Here is a 16,632-nt window from a genome sequence, read left to right on the forward strand (position 1 = left end):
CCGCTTCCTTTGACACGGGGCGGCGGCGGCCGCTATCGATCGGGTCCATGCCCGCCGCCCCGAGCCACCGCCCCCTCCGCCGCCGTACCAGCCCGTCCGCCGCCCTGGCGGTCCCGCTGCTGGCCGGCCTGCTGGCGGCCGGCTGCGGTGGCGGCAGCGACACCCCCACGGTGGTGCCCCCGCCGGACTGCTCGGCGCTCACCGCCGCCGCCGCCCCGGATCCCTGGAAGGTGGTGGCGCCGGCCTGGAGCGCGGGCGCCAGCCCGGCCCCGGCCCAGCCCGCGGCCACCTGCACCACCACCGTCACCGCCAGCGTCACCGGCCCCTGGCAGCTCCTGGCGCCGGCCGCCTGGAGCGGCTGCGACAGCCTCACGCTCTCCGCCCCGGCGCTGGCCGCCGACGAGCGGCTGGCGCTGCTGCTGGTGAACGCCGGCGGCCCGGACCGCGCCACGCCCGCCATCACCACCGCCGGCACCGCCCAGTTCCTGGCGGCCGGGCCGGTGGCGTCGGCCGCCGCGGGGCCGCTGGCGCTGGCCTCGACGTCCAGCCTGGAGGATCGCTCCCCCCAGGCGCGCGGCCACGCGCTGGTGGTGGCCCGCCGCGAGGAGACCATGCGGCGCTGGCTGGCCGCGGGCGGCGTGCGCCCCGCGCCCGCGGCGCGGGCGACGGCGGTGGCCCCGGCGGAGCCGGCGCAGAACCGGAGCTTCTGCGTTTTCAGTTACACCACCAAAGAGATGAGCCGGAAGGCGGCCACCCTCGTTCATGCCTCGCGCCACGCCCTTTTCTACGTGGCCGACGAGCGCTTGGGGGCCCTGGAGGCGACGCTGACGGCGCGCCGCGACCTGTGGACCACGCTCGAGAGCTACTTCGAGGGGACGCCGGACGCCGCCCGCAACCCCGGCGGCGCGAGGCGCATCTTCCCGGCGCTCACCGAGTCCTTCGGCGCCCCCAGCGACGTGGACGCCAACTGCCGGCTCATCTTCCTCTTCGCTGACCTGGGCGGCAGCGCCGCCAATGGCTTCACGGTGGGCTACTTCGACCCGGGCGACGTGGTCTACCCGGCCGACACCAGCAGCGACTGCAGCGGCAGCGGCTCCAACGGCGCCGACATGCTCTACCTGCTCGACCCGGCCAAGTACCGGTCCAACAGCGGGCTCAGCTACGACACCATCATCGACCAGGAGGTGCCGGGCACCATGGCCCATGAGCTCCAGCACGACGTCTTCTACAACGTGCGCTGCCGGGGCAACCCGCCGCTGCCCTCCTGCTCCGAGGCGGCCATGAAAGCCGACCTCTTCCTCAACGAGGGGCTCTCCATGGTCTCGGAGGACTTCGCCGGCTTCGGGCTCGCCACCGCCACCGAGCGCGGCCGGGTGGGGCGCTACCTCAGGGACTACCAGGGCTTCAGCCTGACCACCTGGCCGACCACCGGCGGCGACCCGGCCGGCGACTACGGCGGGGCCCACGCCTTCCTGCGCTGGCACCTCGACCAGGCCACCCGGGGGCTGGCCGCGGCGCCCTCCGCCCCGGCCTTCAGCCGGGCGCTGGTGGCGTCGCCGCTGGCGGCGCGGGCGGCGCTGGCCGCGGCCAGCGGGATCAGCTTCGAGGAGGGCTACGCGCGCTTCGCCACCGGGGCGCTCTTCTCCGGCGAGACCTTCACGCCCCAGCCGGCCTGGAGCTTCGCCACGGGCGTGCCCTGGAGCCCGCTGCACACCACGGTGGGCTACGCCGGCTACACGTCGCTGCCGCGCCCGGCCCAGCCCACCTTCGTGACCAGCCTCCGGAACGACGGCTGGGGCGCCTACGTGACCGGGCTCGGCCAGGGGCAGGAGGCCACCCTGCGCCTCGACTCCACCGCCGCGGTGAAGCCGCACGCGGTGGTGGTGCGCTTCAAGGGGAGCCTGCCGAAGCCCTGAGCGGTCGGAGCGCCGGCGCCTCCGCCGCGTCGCCGGACGCGGGCGTCGGCCCAGGTCGTCGGCCGGCGCCCTGGGCCGGGCCGCGCGCACAAAAGCGACGGCGCGGCCACCCGTGAGGGCGACCGCGCCGGAGCACGTCGGCTGGCCTACGCTGCGGCTAGCGCACCGTCGGCTGCGCCACCGGGGCCGGGGCCTGCACCACCGGCGCCATCACCTTGCGCTCGATCTTCTCGCCGTTGGCGAGCATCTTGAGCGCGAGGGAGAGGAGGCTGGCGAGCAGCTCGCCCGAGCCGGGCACGTCGAGCTTGCGGTAGATGCGCTTGCGGCGGGCGCGGATGGTCTCCGGCGACACCCCGGCGGCGGCCGCGGAGTCCTTGCAGGCGAAGCCCTGGGCGATGCGCAGCACCTCGGCGCGCTCCGCCGGAGTCAGGGTGGTGCCTTCCATGAAGCGGGCAGCGAAGGGCGTGAGGATCTCGATGTCGATCTGGGCCATGATTCATTCCCCGTTTTTCTGGCCCCGTCGGAGGGGCCGGCTCGTCGGCTTTCGGGGTCCGTTGCTCGACAGGGTCTCTTCGTCCAACACCCCGTCCGGTCCGTCAGTCGGCGATCGAGACGTTAATACCGACCCGTGTGGTTGCCACCCCCCTTGTCCGACTTTTTTCTACACGGCCGATTTTGCATGGTGAAATCCGTCTACGTCCCTTGGGGGTCATGGGTCACCCCTGTGCGGGTTCGTCCAAAAGTTGACCGGAACGGGTGAGACCCCGGGACGCAACCCTGTCTCCGCCAGGATCGGGCGAACCGTACGGTCGGTACGCGTTCGCGCACAGACGGAGCGTCAACCGATGGAGATGCGATCGCGCCGCTTGGGCGGCTCGGCCCCGCTGGCGCGATCGCCGCCGTCGGCGCGCGCCGACGCCAGCGCCTCGGCGGCCCGCTTCACCAGCGAGCCGAAGGAGACGGTGCCCTGCCCCTCGTGGCTGGCCACGCCCACGCTCACCGTCACCGGGAAGGAGGTGGACCGCTCGCGCACCCGGGCGCAGAGGCGCCGCGAGACGTGCAGCCCGCCGGCCGAGGGCGTGTGCGGCATGAGCACCACCAGCCGCTCCTCGCTGAAGGGGACGGCGATGTCGATGTCGCGCACCGCGCCGGCCACCAGCCCGGTCAGCTCGCCGAGCAGCGCGGCGCGGGCGCCCGCGCCCAGCTGGCCCGCCACCGCGTCCCACTGGTCCACCGACACCAGCGCCAGCGAGAGCGGGATGCCGTAGCGCTTGGAGCGCTTCACCTCGGTGAAGATGAGCCGCTTGAGGAAGCCCAGGTCCTGGTCGGCGCTGGGCGTGACCGGCCGGGCCCGCTCCACCACCGCCGCCCGGCGCTGCGCCACGGTGAGCCGGGCCGCCAGGGCGCAGGTGCCGGCCACCTGCGGCGCCGTCAGCGGCCCCACCAGCACGCCGTCGGCCCCCAGGGCGCCGGGGTGGCCCTCGGCCTCCTCCTCGTCGAAGAAGAGGGCCAGCACCGTGAGGTGCGGGTCCACCGCCTTCAGGGCCGCCACCACCACGTCGGCGCCGGGCGCGGCCCGCACCACCGCGGCCACGTGGCGGGCGGTGTCGAGGCGGGCGGCGGCGTCGGAGGGGGCCACGGCGTCCATCCCGAAGCCGGCAGGCTCCAGGTCCCGCCGCAGGGCGGAGACCACCGGCTTCGACTCGACCGCCACCAGGATGCGCCCCGCCATGCCCGGTCAATGTATCATCCCGGGCGCCGTGGCCCCCTCCCGAATCGCGCTGGCCCAGATCGACCCCACCGTCGGGGACTTCGACGGCAACGCCGCCCTGGTCCGGCGGGCCGCCGCCGCCGCGCGCGCCGCCGGGGCCGGGCTGGTGATCTTCCCGGAGCTGGCGCTGTGCGGCTACCCGCCCCGCGACCTGCTGGACCTGCCCGAGTTCGTGGACCGCGCCGGCCAGGCGCTGGCCGAGCTGGCCGCCCCGGCCGAGTGGTCGCGCGGCCTGGCGCTGGTGCTGGGCTTCCCCGAGAAGGTGGAGGGCGCGCCGCCGCCCGGCCTGATGAACGCCGCCGCGCTGATCGCCGGCGGGCGGGTGGCGGCGGTGGGGCGCAAGTCGCTCCTGCCCACCTACGACGTCTTCGACGAGACCCGCTACTTCCTCTCCTCGGCGGTCACCACGGTGGCGCCGGTGGACGGCCTGGCCGGCGCGCTGGGGCTCTCCATCTGCGAGGACATCTGGAACGACAAGCGCTTCTGGCAGGTGCCGCGCTACCAGCGCGACCCCATCGCCGAGCTGGTCCGGGCCGGCGCCGGCCTGGTGGCCAACCTGTCGGCCTCGCCCTACGCGCTCGGCAAGCCGGCGCTGCGGGAGCGCATGCTCACCGCCAGCGCGCGCGGGCACGGCGCCCCCATCGCCTACGTCAACCAGGTGGGCGGCAACGACGCCCTGATCTTCGACGGCGGCTCGATGCTGGTGGCCGCCGACGGCCGGGTGCTGGTGCGCGCCCCGCTCTTCCAGGAGGCGCTGCTGGTGGCCGACCTGGACGGCGGCCGCCCCGAGGTGCTGGACCTGGAGGGGCGCCCGCTGGCGCCGGCGGCCCCCGCCCCGGACGCGGAGGCCGACGAGCTCTTCCAGGCGCTCTCGCTGGGGGTGCGCGACTACGTGCGCAAGTGCGGCTTCCGCAGCGCCGTGGTGGGGCTCTCCGGGGGCATCGACTCGGCCCTGACCGCCTGCCTGGCGGCCGACGCGCTGGGGGCCGCCAACGTGCTCGGCGTGGCCATGCCCTCGCGCTACAGCTCGGGCCACAGCCGCGAGGACGCCCGGGCCCTGGCCGGCGCGCTGGGCCTCCGCTTCATGGAGATCGCCATCGAGCCCATGCACGCCGCCTTCCTGGCCCAGCTCGAGCAGGCCACCGGCGCGCCGCTGGGGGATCTCGCCGAGCAGAACGTGCAGGCCCGCATCCGCGGCCAGATCCTGATGGCCCTCTCCAACGACACCGGCGGGCTGGTGCTCTCCACCGGCAACAAGAGCGAGCTGGCGGTGGGCTACTGCACCCTCTACGGCGACATGGCCGGCGGCCTGGCGGTCATCGGCGACCTGCCCAAGACCATGGTCTACCGGGTGTCGCGCGCCGCCAACGCGCGGGCCGGGCGCCAGCTGATCCCCGAGCGGACCTTCACCAAGCCGCCCTCGGCCGAGCTCAAGCCCGGCCAGGTGGACCAGGACTCCCTGCCGCCCTACGACGTGCTCGACGACATCCTGCACGCCTACCTGGAGGAGCGGCGCGCCACCGACGAGATCGTCGGGCGCGGCCACCCGGCCGAGGTGGTGCGGCGCGTGCTGCGCATGGTGGTGATGAGCGAGTACAAGCGGCGCCAGGCGGCGCCGGTGCTCAAGGTGAGCGAGAAGGCCTTCGGCGAGGGGCGGCGCTTCCCCATCGCCCACGGCTGGCGGCACTAGCGGTCCGGGCGCGGCCCGGAGGGAGTCGACATGGGCAAGCGGGCAGTCACCAGGAAGAACGCGGCGCGGGCGGTGGCGCGGGGCGCGGGGCCGGGTGACCAGGCCTACCCGGCCGGCACCCTCTCGCTCGACCGGGTCGACCTCGCCGCCGACGTCGGCGAGGGCGAGTACGAGGAGCGGCTGGCCGAACTGCAGGAGCAGGCCTTCGCCCTGCAGATCAAGGGCTTCCAGCAGGGGCACAGGACCATCCTGGCCTTCGAGGGCTGGGACGCGGCCGGCAAGGGGGGCTGCATCAAGCGGCTCACCTCGCTGATGGACCCGCGCGGCTACAAGGTCTGGCCCATCGCCGCGCCGCGCGACGAGGACGCCCGCCACCACTGGCTGTGGCGCTTCTGGCGCCGCCTGCCCGAGGCCGGCGAGCTGACCATCTTCGACCGCACCTGGTACGGCCGGGTGCTGGTGGAGCGGGTGGAGGGCTTCGCCCGGCCGGACGCCTGGCGGCGCGCCTACGAGGAGATCAACGCCTTCGAGCGGACCCTCACCGCCGACGGCACCCGGCTGGTGAAGATCTTCCTGCACATCGACCGCAAGGAGCAGAAGCGCCGCTTCGAGGAGCGCGCCGAGGACCCGCTCAAGCGCTACAAGATCGGCCCGGACGACTGGCGCAACCGCAAGAAGTGGCCGGAGTACCAGGTCGCCCTGCAGGAGGTCTTCGACCGGACCCACCGGCCCGACGCCCCCTGGGTGCTGGTGGCCGCCAACTCCAAGCGCCACGCCCGGCTGGAGGTGCTGCGCACCGTCATCCAGGCCATGGGCTGAGGCCCGCCGAGGCCGGCCGGGGCGAGCCCCCGGGCGGGCCGCCGCCCCGTCGTTTCGGTCGCGCCGGCGGGCCGGGCGCGCTACACCTCCGCGCCAACCGGAGGTCCCACCCGTGCTCCACGTCTTCCGCCTGCTCCACGTCCTCTCCGTCGCCAGCTGGCTGGCCGCCTCGCTCTGGCTGGCCGGCGACGCCCGCCGCTCGCTGGCCGCCGGCGCGCCCGAGGCCCTGGCCTTCGTCGGCCGGGCCCGCGCCGCCGTGAAGCTCGACAAGCTGGCCGCCATCCTGGTCATCGTCACCGGCCTGGCGCTGATCCACTTCGCCAAGGCCTGGCCGCTGCGCGGCGGGCTGTGGCTCGGCATCGTGCTGGCCACGGTGCGGGCCGGGCTCACCGACGCCGTGCTGGCGCCCTCGCTGAAGAAGATCGCCGCCGGGCTGCAGGCCGGCCAGGCGCCGGCCGAGCTGCTGCCGGTGGCGCGCCGCATGGCCTTGGTGTCCGGCCTGGGCCACGTGGCCTGGCTGGGGGCGCTGGCCGGCATGGTGCTGCCCTTCTGACCGGCGCGCCGCCGCGCCCCCCCGGGGCGGCGGCGGGCGGGCCCGAGGGGCGGCGTCCCTCACCAGACGCGCAGCAGGGCGGCCAGCACCAGCCAGACCGGGGCGCCGACCAGCAGCAGCAGCACCCAGCCGATGGAGCGGCGGCGGCGCCCTGGGCCGGGCGGCTGGCGCAGCGCCAGGCCCCGCAGCGCGCCGGCGGCGGCGCCCAGGGCGAAGAGCGGGACGAGGAGGAGCGCGAGGCGCAGCGGGTCCGAGGGCATGACCGGAGCCGCTAGATCGCCATCACGTCCTTCTCCTTGGCGGCCAGGATGGCGTCCACCTGCTTGACGCCGTCGTCGGTCTCCTTCTGCACCTTCTCCTGCGCCTTCTTCACCTCGTCGGCGGAGGCGTCGCCGTCCTTCTCGGCCGACTCGAGCAGCTCCTTGGCGTCGCGCCGCTCGTTGCGGATGGCCACCTTGAACTCCTCGGCCTTGTGCTTCACCTGCTTGACGATGTCGCGGCGGCGCTCCTCGGTGAGCGGCGGCACCGGCACCCGCACCATGTCCTTGTCCGACATGGGGTTGAAGCCCAGGTTGGCGTCCCGGATGGCCTTCTCGATCACCGGGATCATGTTCTTCTCCCAGGGCTTGGCCACGATCATGCGGGCCTCGGGCACCGAGAGGGTGGCCACCTGGTTCAGCGGGGTGGGCGTGCCGTAGTAGTCCACCTTGACGCCGTCGAGCATGTGCAGCGAGGCGCGGCCGGTGCGCACCGACGACAGGTCGGTCTTCATGGTCTCGAGCGTCTTCTGGATGCGCCCGTGCAGGTCCTGGAGGACGTCGTCGACGATGCCCATGCGGGTGTTCTCCTACGGTGGTGGCGCGCGCCGCGTCACTTGCCGCTGCGGCTGACGGTGGTGCCGATCTCCTCGCCCTGCACCACCCGCTTCACGTTGCCGCGCAGGGTGGAGTCGAAGACGATGATCGGGAGGTCGTTGTCCATGCACAGGCTGATGGCGGTGGAGTCCATCACCTTGAGGTTCTTCTTGAGCACGTCGATGTAGCTGAGCTGCTTGAACTTGGTGGCGTGCGGGTTCTTCTTGGGGTCGTCGGTGTAGACCCCGTCCACCTTGGTGCACTTGAGCAGCACCTCGGCGTGGATCTCCATGGCGCGCAGCGAGGCGGCGGTGTCGGTGGTGAAGTAGGGGTTGCCGGTGCCGGCGGCGAAGATCACCACCCGCCCCTTCTCCAGGTGGCGGATGGCGCGGCGGCGGATGTAGGGCTCGCCCACCTGGTGCATCTCGATGGCCGTCTGGACGCGGGTCTCGACCCCGATCTTCTCGAGCGCGTCCTGCAGCGCCATCGAGTTGATGACCGTGGCCAGCATGCCCATGTAGTCGGCGCTGGCCCGGTCCATGCCCTCGGTGGCGCCGGCCACGCCGCGGAAGATGTTGCCGCCGCCGATGGTGAGGGCCACCTCGACCTTGAGGTCGATGCAGTCCTTCACGTCCTGGGCGATGGCCCCGAGCGTCTTCGGCGAGATGCCGTACTTGCCGTCGCCCATGAGCGCCTCGCCCGACAGCTTGAGGAGGATGCGCTTGTAGCGGGACTTCTGCTTCTCGGGGCGCTCGCTGGGCATGGTCCGCGGTTTCTATCGAAGGGCGCCTGAGCGGTCAAGGCGCCGGGTTTTCAAAGGGAATCTAGCTGGCGGACGCGTTCGACGGAGGTGCTCCGCCCGCGCCGCCCTCGCCACCACCACCCTCGCCTGCGCCGCGGCGGCGGCGCCGCCGGCCTCCGCGGTGGCGGCGGCGCTTGCGCTGGCCCCCGGCGCCGGGCTGGCCCTGGGCGGCCTGGGCCGGGGTCCCGCCGGCCTCCACCGTGGTGCCCTCGTCGTCCGGGCCGTCGTCGTACTCGTCGCCGTCCCGATCGTCACCGGCGCCCACCTCGATGACCGCGGAGGCGCCGCCGGCCGGGAGGGCCTCGCCGTAGAGGCCGGGCGCGGACGGGGCGGGCCGACCGCGACGGGGCGGGCGGCCGTGGGGCGCAGGGGCCTCGAGCTCGCCGGAGCGCACGGTGCGGCCGTGGGGCGCGGGGGCCCCGGGCTCGCCGGTGCGCGGCGGGCGGGCGTGAGCCGCAGGGGCCTCGGGCTCGCCGGAGCGCGGTGGGCGGGCGTGAGCCGCAGGGGCCTCGGGCTCGCCGGAGCGCGGCGGGCGGGCGTGGGCCGCAGGGGCCTCGGGCTCGCCGGTGCGCGGCGGGCGGGCGTGGGCCGATCGCCCCGCCTCGGTCTCGACGCCGCGGGCGGCGCGGGCGTGGTGCGAGCGCGGCGCCTCGGCCTCGCCGGCGCGGGCGTGGCCGGGGGACCGCGCCGGGCGCGGCGCGGACTCGGTGTCGCCGTCGCGCGCCACCTCCTCGCGCAGGGTGGGGCGGGCCGGCTCGAGATCGCCGTCGGCCCCCTCGTCGTCGTGGTGCCCGCGCGGCGCCTGCTCCAGCTCGGCGCGCCAGCGGTGCAGCACCTCCAGCCCCTCGCCGGTGGCCTCCACCGTGATCTGCAGGAGCTGCAGCGCGTCGGTGAACCAGTGCTGGCCGGCCGGGCCGCGCCCGCGCCGGCGGCGCTTCCCGCCCGCGCCGCGCGGGGTGTCGCGGAAGGTGCGCTGCGCCGAGAGCGCCAGCCGGATGCCCTCGGCCACCTTGCGGGGCAGCCGGGAGGTCTGGACCAGCTCCTCGAGCAGCGCCTCGGCGGCCGGGGCCTCGTGGCCACCCTGCCCGCCCAGGTGCATCAGCAGCGCCCCGAGCAGCACCACCTCGGAGGGGGCCGCGCCGGAGCGGACCAGCCGGTCGAGCGCGCCCAGGTGGGCGATGAAGCTCTTGCGCTGGCCCTCGTCCCACCGGTCGTGGGCGGTGCCCAGCGCCGGCAGGATGACCGGCAAGGCGCCGCAGGCCCGCAGCAGCGCGAAGGCCCGGGCCGAGCCGCCGCAGCGGAGCAGCTTGAAGATCTCCTCGAGGACCCGGGCCGGGGCGCAGCGGCTCAGCTCGCCGGCGTGGCGGCGCATGGCCTCGAAGGTGTCGGGGGCGATGGCGAAGCCCAGCCGGGCGGCGAAGCGGACGGCCCGCAGCGCGCGGACCGGGTCCTCGCGCATCCGGATCTCCGGGTCGCCGATGGTGGCCATGCGGTGCGCCTCGAGATCGGCGCGCCCGCCCACGTAGTCGATGACCTCGCCGGTGGCCGGGTCGTAGAAGAGCCCGTTCACCGTGAAGTCGCGGCGGACGGCGTCCTCCTCGGCGGTGCCGAAGACGTTGTCCCGCGTGATGAGCAGGTCGCTGCCGGCCTCGCCCGTGTCCTCGGCCACGTCGGTGGGGTTCTTCCGGAAGGTGGCCACCTCGATGACCTTGCCGCCGCGGAAGTAGACGTGGGCCAGCCGGAAGCGCCTGCCGATGAGCCGGCAGTTGCGGAAGATGGCCCGCACCTCGCCCGGGTGGGCGTCGGTGGCCAGGTCGAAGTCCTTGGGCTTGGCGTCGAGCAGCAGGTCGCGCACGCACCCGCCCACGAAGTAGGCCTGGTGGCCCATGGCGCGCAGCCGGTAGATGACGCGCAGGGCGTCCTGGTCGAGCCGGTCCACCGGGATCTCCGGCGGGTGGGCCGGATCCGGCGCGGGCGGCGGGTCGAGCAGGAGCCCCGGCGGCGGGCGGCCGCGCGGAGCGTCGTCGTGGTCTTCGGTGTGGCGGGCGTGGCGCTGCGGGTTGCGGTGAGGTCTCTCGGTCATTCGATCGCCGGATCGGGGGGCGCCCGGGCCGCGGGGGATCCGCGAGGCATCCGGGACGCGCCGTCTCCGCCGGGCTCGTCCTTGGGGGGGTGGTTTACCGGCCTGCCGGGGATCCGTCAATGACGAGGGGGCCTTCGGGGCGCGGAAGCGGGGTGGATTTCGGGGCCTCCGGGGCCTCGCCGGGCTGCTGCTCCCCCGGCGGCGCTCGGCCCTGGCGCTGGTCGTCCGGCGCTGGCGCTCAGCCCGGGGTTGGTCCTCCGGCGCAGGCGCTCAGGCCCGGGGCCAGTCGTCCGGCGCTGGCGCTCAGCCCCGGAACAGGTCGCCCTGTGACGGCCGGAGGCCCAGGACCTCGGCCACCGGGGCGTAGGAGCGGCGGTGGATGGGGCAGGCCCCCAGGCGGCGCAGGGCCTCGAGGTGCTCCGGCGCGCCGTACCCCTTGTGGCGGGCGAAGCCGTAGCCGGGCCAGCGGGCCTCGGCCTCCACCATGAGGGCGTCGCGGGTGGTCTTGGCCACCACGCTGGCGGCGGCGATGGAGAGGCTCCTGGCGTCCCCCTTCACGATGGGCTGCTGCGGCGCCAGCTGCCCCGGGACGCGGCGGGCGTCCACCAGCAGGTGCTCCGGGGCCACGGCCAGCCCCTCGACGGCGCGCCGCATGGCCAGCAGGCCGGCCTGGTACGGGTTGAGCCGGTCGATCTCCTCCGGCGAGGCCTGCCCCACCGCCCAGGCCACCGCGCCGGCCTTCACCTCGGCGGCCAGCCGGTCGCGCGAGGGCTCGTCGAGCTTCTTCGAGTCGTCCAGGCCGCGCGGGCGCAGGGAGGGCGGCAGGATGACCGCCGCCGCCACCAGCGGCCCGGCCAGCGGCCCCACGCCCGCCTCGTCCACCCCGGCCACCCGGGTGAGGCCGGCCGCCCAGAGCGGCCGCTCGAAGGCCAGCAGCCGCGAGAGCCGCTGCCCCTCCCGCTGGTTGGCGGCGCGGCGCCGCTCCACGGCCGCCAGCACGGCGCGGGCCCCGGCCCTGGGGTCGCCGCGCAGCGCCGCCTCGTCGGCCGCCGAGAGCGGCGCGCCCTCGGTGAGGAGGCGGCGGCGCAGGTCGGCGAGGGGGAGGCGGGAGAGGGGCACGGGGGCGGGATCGTACCATCGGGGGCGACCTCGACCGCGGCCACGGCGGTTGAGTCCCCCTCTCCCCTCCGGGGAGAGGGCCGGGGTGAGGGGACCCATGTCCTCGCGATCCTGCCCCCTCACCCCAACCCTCTCCCCCAGCAAGCTGGGGGAGAGGGAGCTCCAGCGGACGAGCCCTGCGCTCCTCCGTGGGTTGAGGCCCAGGCCAGCCCCGCAGGTTCAGTCCCCCTCTCCCCTCCGGGGAGAGGGCCGGGGTGAGGGGCCTGGGGGCGGTCCGCCCCCGGGGGGGGGGGGGTCTGCTCCTCTCCCCTCCGGGGAGAGGGCCGGGGTGAGGGGACCGCGGCCCCGACCTCTCAGCCCTGGCACCCCGGGCAGAAGAACGTCGACCGCTGCGCCTGCACGATGCGCCGCACCTGGCCACCGCAGCCGGGGTGGCGGCAGCGTGCCCCCTCGCGACCGTAGACGTGGAAGGGGTTCTCGCCGCCGGCCTCGATGTACTCGATCTCCGGGCCGTCGAGCTTCGAGAGGGCGAACCGGAAGGTGGCGCGCAGCCCGCGGGCCAGCGCGGCCACCTCGGCGGGCGAGAGCCGGTCGGCGCGGCGGCGCGGATCGAGCCGGGCGCGCCAGCAGGCCTCGGCGGCGTGGATGTTGCCCACCCCGGCCAGCAGCCCCTGGTCGAGCAGCGCCACCTTGACCGGGCGGCGGGTGGCCGAGAGCCCGGCGCCGAGCGCAGCGGCGTCGATGCCGTGGTGGAGGGGGTCGGGGCCCAGCGCCGCCACCTCCTCCACCGCGGAGAAGTCGGCGCCCGCCACCAGGCGCACCCGGCCGAACATGCGCGGGTCGTCGTAGTGGAGCGCCGACCCGTCGTCGAGCAGCAGCGCCAGTCGCACGTGCGGCGGGAGCGGGGCGTCGGCCCGCGGCGAGGCGGGCCGCGGCGGCTTCTCCCCGGCGCCCCGACGCAGTGCCCGTGCGGACCGCGCCGCGCCCGCCGCCGCCCAGGGCGGCCCGGCCTCCCACTTGCCGGTCATGCCGAGGTGCGAGACCAGGCCGAGCGCGCCGGCCCTGCCCTCGAAGGTGAGCAGGAGCTGCTTGCCGTGGCGCCCCACCTCGGCGAGGCGGGCGCCGGTGAGCGCCGCGGCCACCGCGTCCGGGCCGTCGGGCCGGAAGAGGCGGCGGGCCCGCTCGTCGGCCAGCACCCGCGCCACCCGCCGGCCCAGCGCCAGGCGGCGCAGGGTGCGGGCCGCGAACTCGACCTCGGGCAGCTCGGGCATCGGCGGCGGCCTCCTCGGTGCTGGTCCGCGCCGCGGACCTGCGGACGAACGGCGGAACTCCGGGTCTGGCCGGCCGGTCTGGCCGGCCGCCTAGCGCCGCCGCTCGAACACGGCCAGGAAGAAGCCGTCGGTGCCGTGGCGGTGCGGCAGGAGCTGCAGCTGGTTCGAGCCCTCGGCCACGCCGAGGGCGGCGGCGCGGTCCGCCCCGAGCCGGGCCGAGAGGGGCGCCGGGTCGAGGGGCAGGGTGGCGGCGGCGTGGGCGGCCACCTCGGCGTTCTCCGCGCGCGAGATGGCGCAGGTGGCGTAGACCAGCCGCCCGCCCGGCTTGAGCAGCGGCGTGAAGCGGGCCAGCAGGGCCTTCTGCAGCTCGGCGAAGCGGGCCGGATCGCCGGGCTTGAGGCGCCAGCGGGCGTCCGGCTTGCGGCGCAAGGTGCCCAGGCCGCTGCAGGGCGCGTCCACCAGCACCACGTCGGCCTTGCCGACCAGGTCGGCCAGCGCGGCCCCGGCCGTGTCGTCGGCCGGGATGGCCCGGGTGCGCAGGTTGTCCACGTGGGCGCGGCGGGCGCGGCGGCGCGCCTCCTCGAGCCGGTCGGCGTCGGAGTCGAGCGCCCACAGGGTGCCCTTGTTCCGCATCTCCATGGCCAGCGCCAGCGACTTGCCGCCGGCGCCGGCGCAGGCGTCCACCACGGTGAGGCCGGGGCGCGCCCCGCAGGCGAGCGCGATGAGCTGTGAGCCCTCGTCCTGGATCTCGAAGCCGCCCTCCTGGAAGGCGCGCAGGGCGAAGGCGTTCTGGTGGCCGTCGAGCGTGAGGCCCCAGGGGCTCGCGGCGGTGGGCGTGCCGGTGGTGCCCTCGGACTCCAGCCGCGCGGCCAGCGCCTCGCGGGTGGCCACCAGCAGGTTGGCGCGCACCGTGAGCGGCGCGCGCTGGTTGAGCACCGCCACCAGGGCCTCGGCCTCCTCGGCGCCGAGCTCCTCCCGGAAGCGGCGCGCCAGCCAGAGCGGCAGCGAGCCCCGCTGCGCCAGCGACTCCACCGGGTCCCGCAGCGCCGCCAGCCGGGCCTCGGCCCCCTCCAGCGGCAGCAGGGTCGCGGCCGGGAGGCCGAGGCGGCGGGCCGCGTCGAGGCGGGGCACGCCGCCGAAGCGGACCAGCCAGGCGGCGTAGCGGGTCACCAGGTCGGGCGGGCGGCCGCCGGCGGAGAGCAGCCAGTCGAGCTGCCCCTGCCAGCGGGTCAGGCCGTAGAGCGCCTCGGCGGCGGCGCGCCGCTCCGAGGCGAAGAGCTTGTCGCTGCGCAGCGCCCGCTCCAGCGCCCGGTCGGCCAGCCAGCCCTGGTCGTGCACCAGGCCGTGGACCTCGAGCACCGCGGCGTCGACGAGGTCGTGGCGCAGCGGGCGCGGCCCGGCGCCCGCCTGGCCGCCCTCGCGCGGGGAGCGCTGGGACCGCCCCGCGCCGGGCCGACCCGGCTTGCCTGGCTTGCCCGGGCGCCCGGGCTTGCCCGGGGCACGCCCGTGGCCGCGGCCGTGGCCGGTGCCGGTCTTGGTCCTGCTGGTGGTCGGCTTCTTGGCTGGGGGCTTCGTCACGACCCCCTTCTACAGCGCTTCGAGGACGCTCGCGACGTGGCCGGCCACCTTCACCTTCGAGAAGACCCGCTCGACCGTGCCGTCGGCCCCGACGAGGACGGTGGTGCGGATGGTCCCCTGCACCTTCTTGCCGTACATCACCTTCTCGCCCCAGACGCCCCAGGCCTTGTGGACCTCGAGGGTGGGATCGGCCAGTAGCGGGAAGGGCAGGTCGTACTTCAGCTGGAACTTCTTCTGGGCGGCCGGGGTGTCCTTGGAGACGCCCAGCACCACCACCTTGTGCTTCTTGAACGCGTCGACTTCGTCACGGAAGTCGCAGGCCTCCTGGGTTCAACCAGGGGTGGAGGCCTTCGGGTAGAAGAAGAGCACCACCCGCTTCCCCTTGAAGCCGGACAGCTTCACCGGCTGGCCGTCCTGGTCCTGCAGCGTGAAGTCGGGTGCCTTGGTGCCGGGCTCGAGTGCCACTGGGTCCTCCTCCTGGTCTGGCGCCGCCCCGCCCTGCCGGGGCCGCCGCGCGGGCCACCATCCTGACGGCGGGAGGGGGCCCGGGAAACGCCCCTGAGGGGAGCGGGCCGCGCGCGGCGCCGGCGGGAGGGCACTAGGATGGCGCCGGTGAAGCGCCGCACCGCACGCCACGCGCCGTCCCCCGGCGCCGCCGCGGCCGGGACGCCAGGTCGGGCGCCGCCCCCGGGCGCCGCGCCGGCCGGGAGGCCCAGCCCCCCGCGGCCACCAGGTGGCCCGGCGCCCCCGCCCGCCCGGCTCCGCCCGGAGGGGGTGGCGCTGGCTTACGCCCGCGATCGGGACGGCCGGGTCACGCCGGTGGCGGCGCTCGACGCCCTCACCCGGCGCAGCCGGGCCCCCTTCACCTGCCCCGGCTGCGGCGACGAGCTGGTGGCGCGGCTCGGCGCAGAGCGGGCCCGCCACTTCGCCCACCGGCCCGGCTCGGACTGCCCGCTCACCTCGCCGGAGACCGCCCTCCACTTCAACACCAAGGAGCGGCTCCTCTGGCTCTGCCGGCAGGCCTTCCTGGGCCAGCTCGCCGTCACCTTGCTGGTCCGCTGCGCCACCTGCCGCCGGCTCGACCAGCGCGAGCTGGCGGCCCTGGGCGACGCCGCGGCCACCGAGGGCGCCGTGGGGGCGCTGCGGGCCGACGTGCTGGTGACGCGGGCCGGGCGGCCGGCGCTGGCGCTGGAGGTGCTGGTGACCCACGCGGTGGACGCCTGCAAGGAGGCGGCCCTGGCCTCGGCCGGCGTGCCGGCGGTGGAGGTGGACGCCCGCGACGGGTGGGAGCGGGAGGTGGCGGGAGGGGTGGAGGTGGCCTGCCAGCGGTCGCTCGGGTTCCCTCCTTGCCCCGCCTGCCGGGCCCAGGCGCGGGCCGAGGCCGACCGGGCGCTGGGCGGCGAGGCGGCCCAGATCGCCGAGCTGGAGGCCTACCGGGCCCGCGGGCTCCTCGGCCGGCTGGCCGGCCTGGCCGAGCTGACCGGCCCGGCCGGGAGGTCGCCCGGGCATGACGCGCTCATGACGCGGCACCGGGGGAAGGCGGTGGGCCGGGCCGGCCAGGCGAGTAGGGCGAGCCGCGTCAAGTCCATGGCTTCACGACGGATTTCGTTTCCGGTCCCAGAGTCATTGCCAGATGACTCTGGGACGGGAGACGCCGGCGGCCCCCTCGCCGCCGCCGAACGTGACGCGCTCGCCGACCGCTTCCGGTGCCCGCAGTGCGGCCAGGCCACGCTCGTCTTCGGCGCCCGCCTGGCCACCCACCCCTGCCCGGGCCAGGGCGCGCGCCCGGTGGCCTGGCGTGGCTACGACGGGGGCTTGGCGGTGCTGGGGTGGTGGCGACCGAAAACGTGAGGCCCAGCGGCGGCTTGCCCCGGCCGGTCCACCGTGTTAGATCGCCCTCCCCTTCCCCTCCGGGCTGTCGACGGCGCCGGGCAGGGGGGCGCCGCAGCCCGCGCCACGCAGCTCACTACGCACACGACCCGGCAGCGCTCCGGTGCCACGAGGCAGGTCCTCTGGCTCTCCCCGCGCTGGCAGCACCGAGCCGTGGTGGACACCAACCGGAAGAAGAGACCATGACCGAGAACACCGAGCAGCTCCCCGCGGCCGAGGCCGCGCCCGCCGTCCCCCCCGAGGCCGTCGCCGCCGAAGCCGTCGTCGCCGCCCCCGCCGCCCCCGC

The 16,632-nt window shown here is 75.9% G+C and carries 13 protein-coding genes and 2 pseudogenes; 5 read left to right on the forward strand and 10 right to left on the reverse strand.

All coding sequences use genetic code 11. The features are described 5' to 3' along the window. Positions 1-47 precede the first annotated feature (47 nt). Positions 48-1,916 carry a hypothetical protein gene (locus IPO09_14070; protein ID MBK9518448.1) on the forward strand — a complete coding sequence of 623 codons (1,869 nt, stop codon included), beginning with the start codon at positions 48-50 and terminating at the stop codon, positions 1,914-1,916. A 157-nt stretch (positions 1,917-2,073) separates the two neighbouring features. On the opposite strand, the gene IPO09_14075 is transcribed toward IPO09_14070, so the two are convergent. Beyond that, positions 2,074-2,409 (reverse strand): helix-turn-helix transcriptional regulator, encoded by a 336-nt coding sequence (locus IPO09_14075; protein MBK9518449.1) that lies wholly within the window; start codon positions 2,407-2,409, stop codon positions 2,074-2,076. A 345-nt stretch (positions 2,410-2,754) separates the two neighbouring features. Beyond that, positions 2,755-3,648: a diguanylate cyclase gene (locus IPO09_14080; GenBank protein MBK9518450.1), complete on the reverse strand. Its 894-nt coding sequence runs from the start codon at positions 3,646-3,648 to the stop codon at positions 2,755-2,757. On the opposite strand from IPO09_14080, the gene IPO09_14085 reads away from it, so the two are divergent. From IPO09_14085 to IPO09_14095, 3 genes are all read left to right on the forward strand, one after another. Next, positions 3,647-5,377 (forward strand): NAD+ synthase, encoded by a 1,731-nt coding sequence (locus IPO09_14085; GenBank protein ID MBK9518451.1) that lies wholly within the window; start codon positions 3,647-3,649, stop codon positions 5,375-5,377. The two genes, IPO09_14080 and IPO09_14085, sit on opposite strands and share 2 nt — an antisense overlap. Positions 5,378-5,407: 30 nt before the next feature. Beyond that, complete coding sequence (locus tag IPO09_14090; GenBank protein ID MBK9518452.1) at positions 5,408-6,196, forward strand: polyphosphate kinase; 789 nt, start codon at positions 5,408-5,410, stop codon at positions 6,194-6,196. A gap of 112 nt (positions 6,197-6,308) precedes the next feature. Further along, positions 6,309-6,749: a hypothetical protein gene (locus IPO09_14095; protein ID MBK9518453.1), complete on the forward strand. Its 441-nt coding sequence runs from the start codon at positions 6,309-6,311 to the stop codon at positions 6,747-6,749. 59 nt (positions 6,750-6,808) lie between these two features. On the opposite strand, the gene IPO09_14100 is transcribed toward IPO09_14095, so the two are convergent. From IPO09_14100 to bcp, 8 genes and pseudogenes are all read right to left on the reverse strand, one after another. Further along, positions 6,809-7,009 carry a hypothetical protein gene (locus IPO09_14100; GenBank protein ID MBK9518454.1) on the reverse strand — a complete coding sequence of 67 codons (201 nt, stop codon included), beginning with the start codon at positions 7,007-7,009 and terminating at the stop codon, positions 6,809-6,811. Positions 7,010-7,020: 11 nt separating this feature from the next. Further along, positions 7,021-7,584, reverse strand: coding sequence for a ribosome recycling factor (frr, locus tag IPO09_14105; protein MBK9518455.1), 564 nt, complete (start codon positions 7,582-7,584; stop codon positions 7,021-7,023). 35 nt (positions 7,585-7,619) lie between these two features. Beyond that, a complete protein-coding gene (locus tag IPO09_14110) occupies positions 7,620-8,366 on the reverse strand; it encodes a UMP kinase (GenBank protein MBK9518456.1) in 747 nt (248 codons plus the stop codon). A gap of 850 nt (positions 8,367-9,216) precedes the next feature. After that, positions 9,217-10,488: pseudogene (gene pcnB / locus IPO09_14115) on the reverse strand (polynucleotide adenylyltransferase PcnB). A gap of 303 nt (positions 10,489-10,791) precedes the next feature. Continuing rightward, on the reverse strand, positions 10,792-11,706 hold the full coding sequence (locus IPO09_14120) for a ribonuclease HII (protein ID MBK9518457.1): 915 nt from the start codon (positions 11,704-11,706) through the stop codon (positions 10,792-10,794). A gap of 254 nt (positions 11,707-11,960) precedes the next feature. Then, entirely contained in the window at positions 11,961-12,878 is a 918-nt protein-coding gene (locus IPO09_14125) for a bifunctional DNA-formamidopyrimidine glycosylase/DNA-(apurinic or apyrimidinic site) lyase (GenBank protein ID MBK9518458.1), read from the reverse strand. Between the two features lie 90 nt (positions 12,879-12,968). Beyond that, on the reverse strand, positions 12,969-14,264 hold the full coding sequence (locus IPO09_14130; GenBank protein MBK9518459.1) for an RsmB/NOP family class I SAM-dependent RNA methyltransferase: 1,296 nt from the start codon (positions 14,262-14,264) through the stop codon (positions 12,969-12,971). 201 nt (positions 14,265-14,465) lie between these two features. Next, positions 14,466-14,921, reverse strand: a complete 456-nt coding sequence (gene bcp, locus IPO09_14135; protein MBK9518460.1) for a thioredoxin-dependent thiol peroxidase — start codon at positions 14,919-14,921, stop codon at positions 14,466-14,468. A 138-nt stretch (positions 14,922-15,059) separates the two neighbouring features. Here bcp and IPO09_14140 point away from each other — a divergent pair. After that, positions 15,060-15,911, forward strand: a pseudogene (locus IPO09_14140) (hypothetical protein). The last annotated feature ends 721 nt before the right edge of the window (positions 15,912-16,632 follow it).

This window comes from Anaeromyxobacter sp., from assembly GCA_016718565.1.
GTDB lineage: Bacteria > Myxococcota > Myxococcia > Myxococcales > Anaeromyxobacteraceae > JADKCZ01.

Coding starts and splice junctions, on each gene's coding strand:
- IPO09_14125 (MBK9518458.1), bottom strand. CDS start 12,878: ATGCCCGAGCTGCCCGAGGTCGAGTTCGCGGCCCGCACCCTGCGCCGC.
- IPO09_14080 (MBK9518450.1), bottom strand. CDS start 3,648: ATGGCGGGGCGCATCCTGGTGGCGGTCGAGTCGAAGCCGGTGGTCTCC.
- IPO09_14075 (MBK9518449.1), bottom strand. CDS start 2,409: ATGGCCCAGATCGACATCGAGATCCTCACGCCCTTCGCTGCCCGCTTC.
- IPO09_14090 (MBK9518452.1), top strand. CDS start 5,408: ATGGGCAAGCGGGCAGTCACCAGGAAGAACGCGGCGCGGGCGGTGGCG.
- IPO09_14070 (MBK9518448.1), top strand. CDS start 48: ATGCCCGCCGCCCCGAGCCACCGCCCCCTCCGCCGCCGTACCAGCCCG.
- IPO09_14120 (MBK9518457.1), bottom strand. CDS start 11,706: ATGGGTCCCCTCACCCCGGCCCTCTCCCCGGAGGGGAGAGGGGGACTC.
- IPO09_14085 (MBK9518451.1), top strand. CDS start 3,647: ATGCCCGGTCAATGTATCATCCCGGGCGCCGTGGCCCCCTCCCGAATC.
- IPO09_14100 (MBK9518454.1), bottom strand. CDS start 7,009: ATGCCCTCGGACCCGCTGCGCCTCGCGCTCCTCCTCGTCCCGCTCTTC.
- frr (MBK9518455.1), bottom strand. CDS start 7,584: ATGGGCATCGTCGACGACGTCCTCCAGGACCTGCACGGGCGCATCCAG.
- IPO09_14110 (MBK9518456.1), bottom strand. CDS start 8,366: ATGCCCAGCGAGCGCCCCGAGAAGCAGAAGTCCCGCTACAAGCGCATC.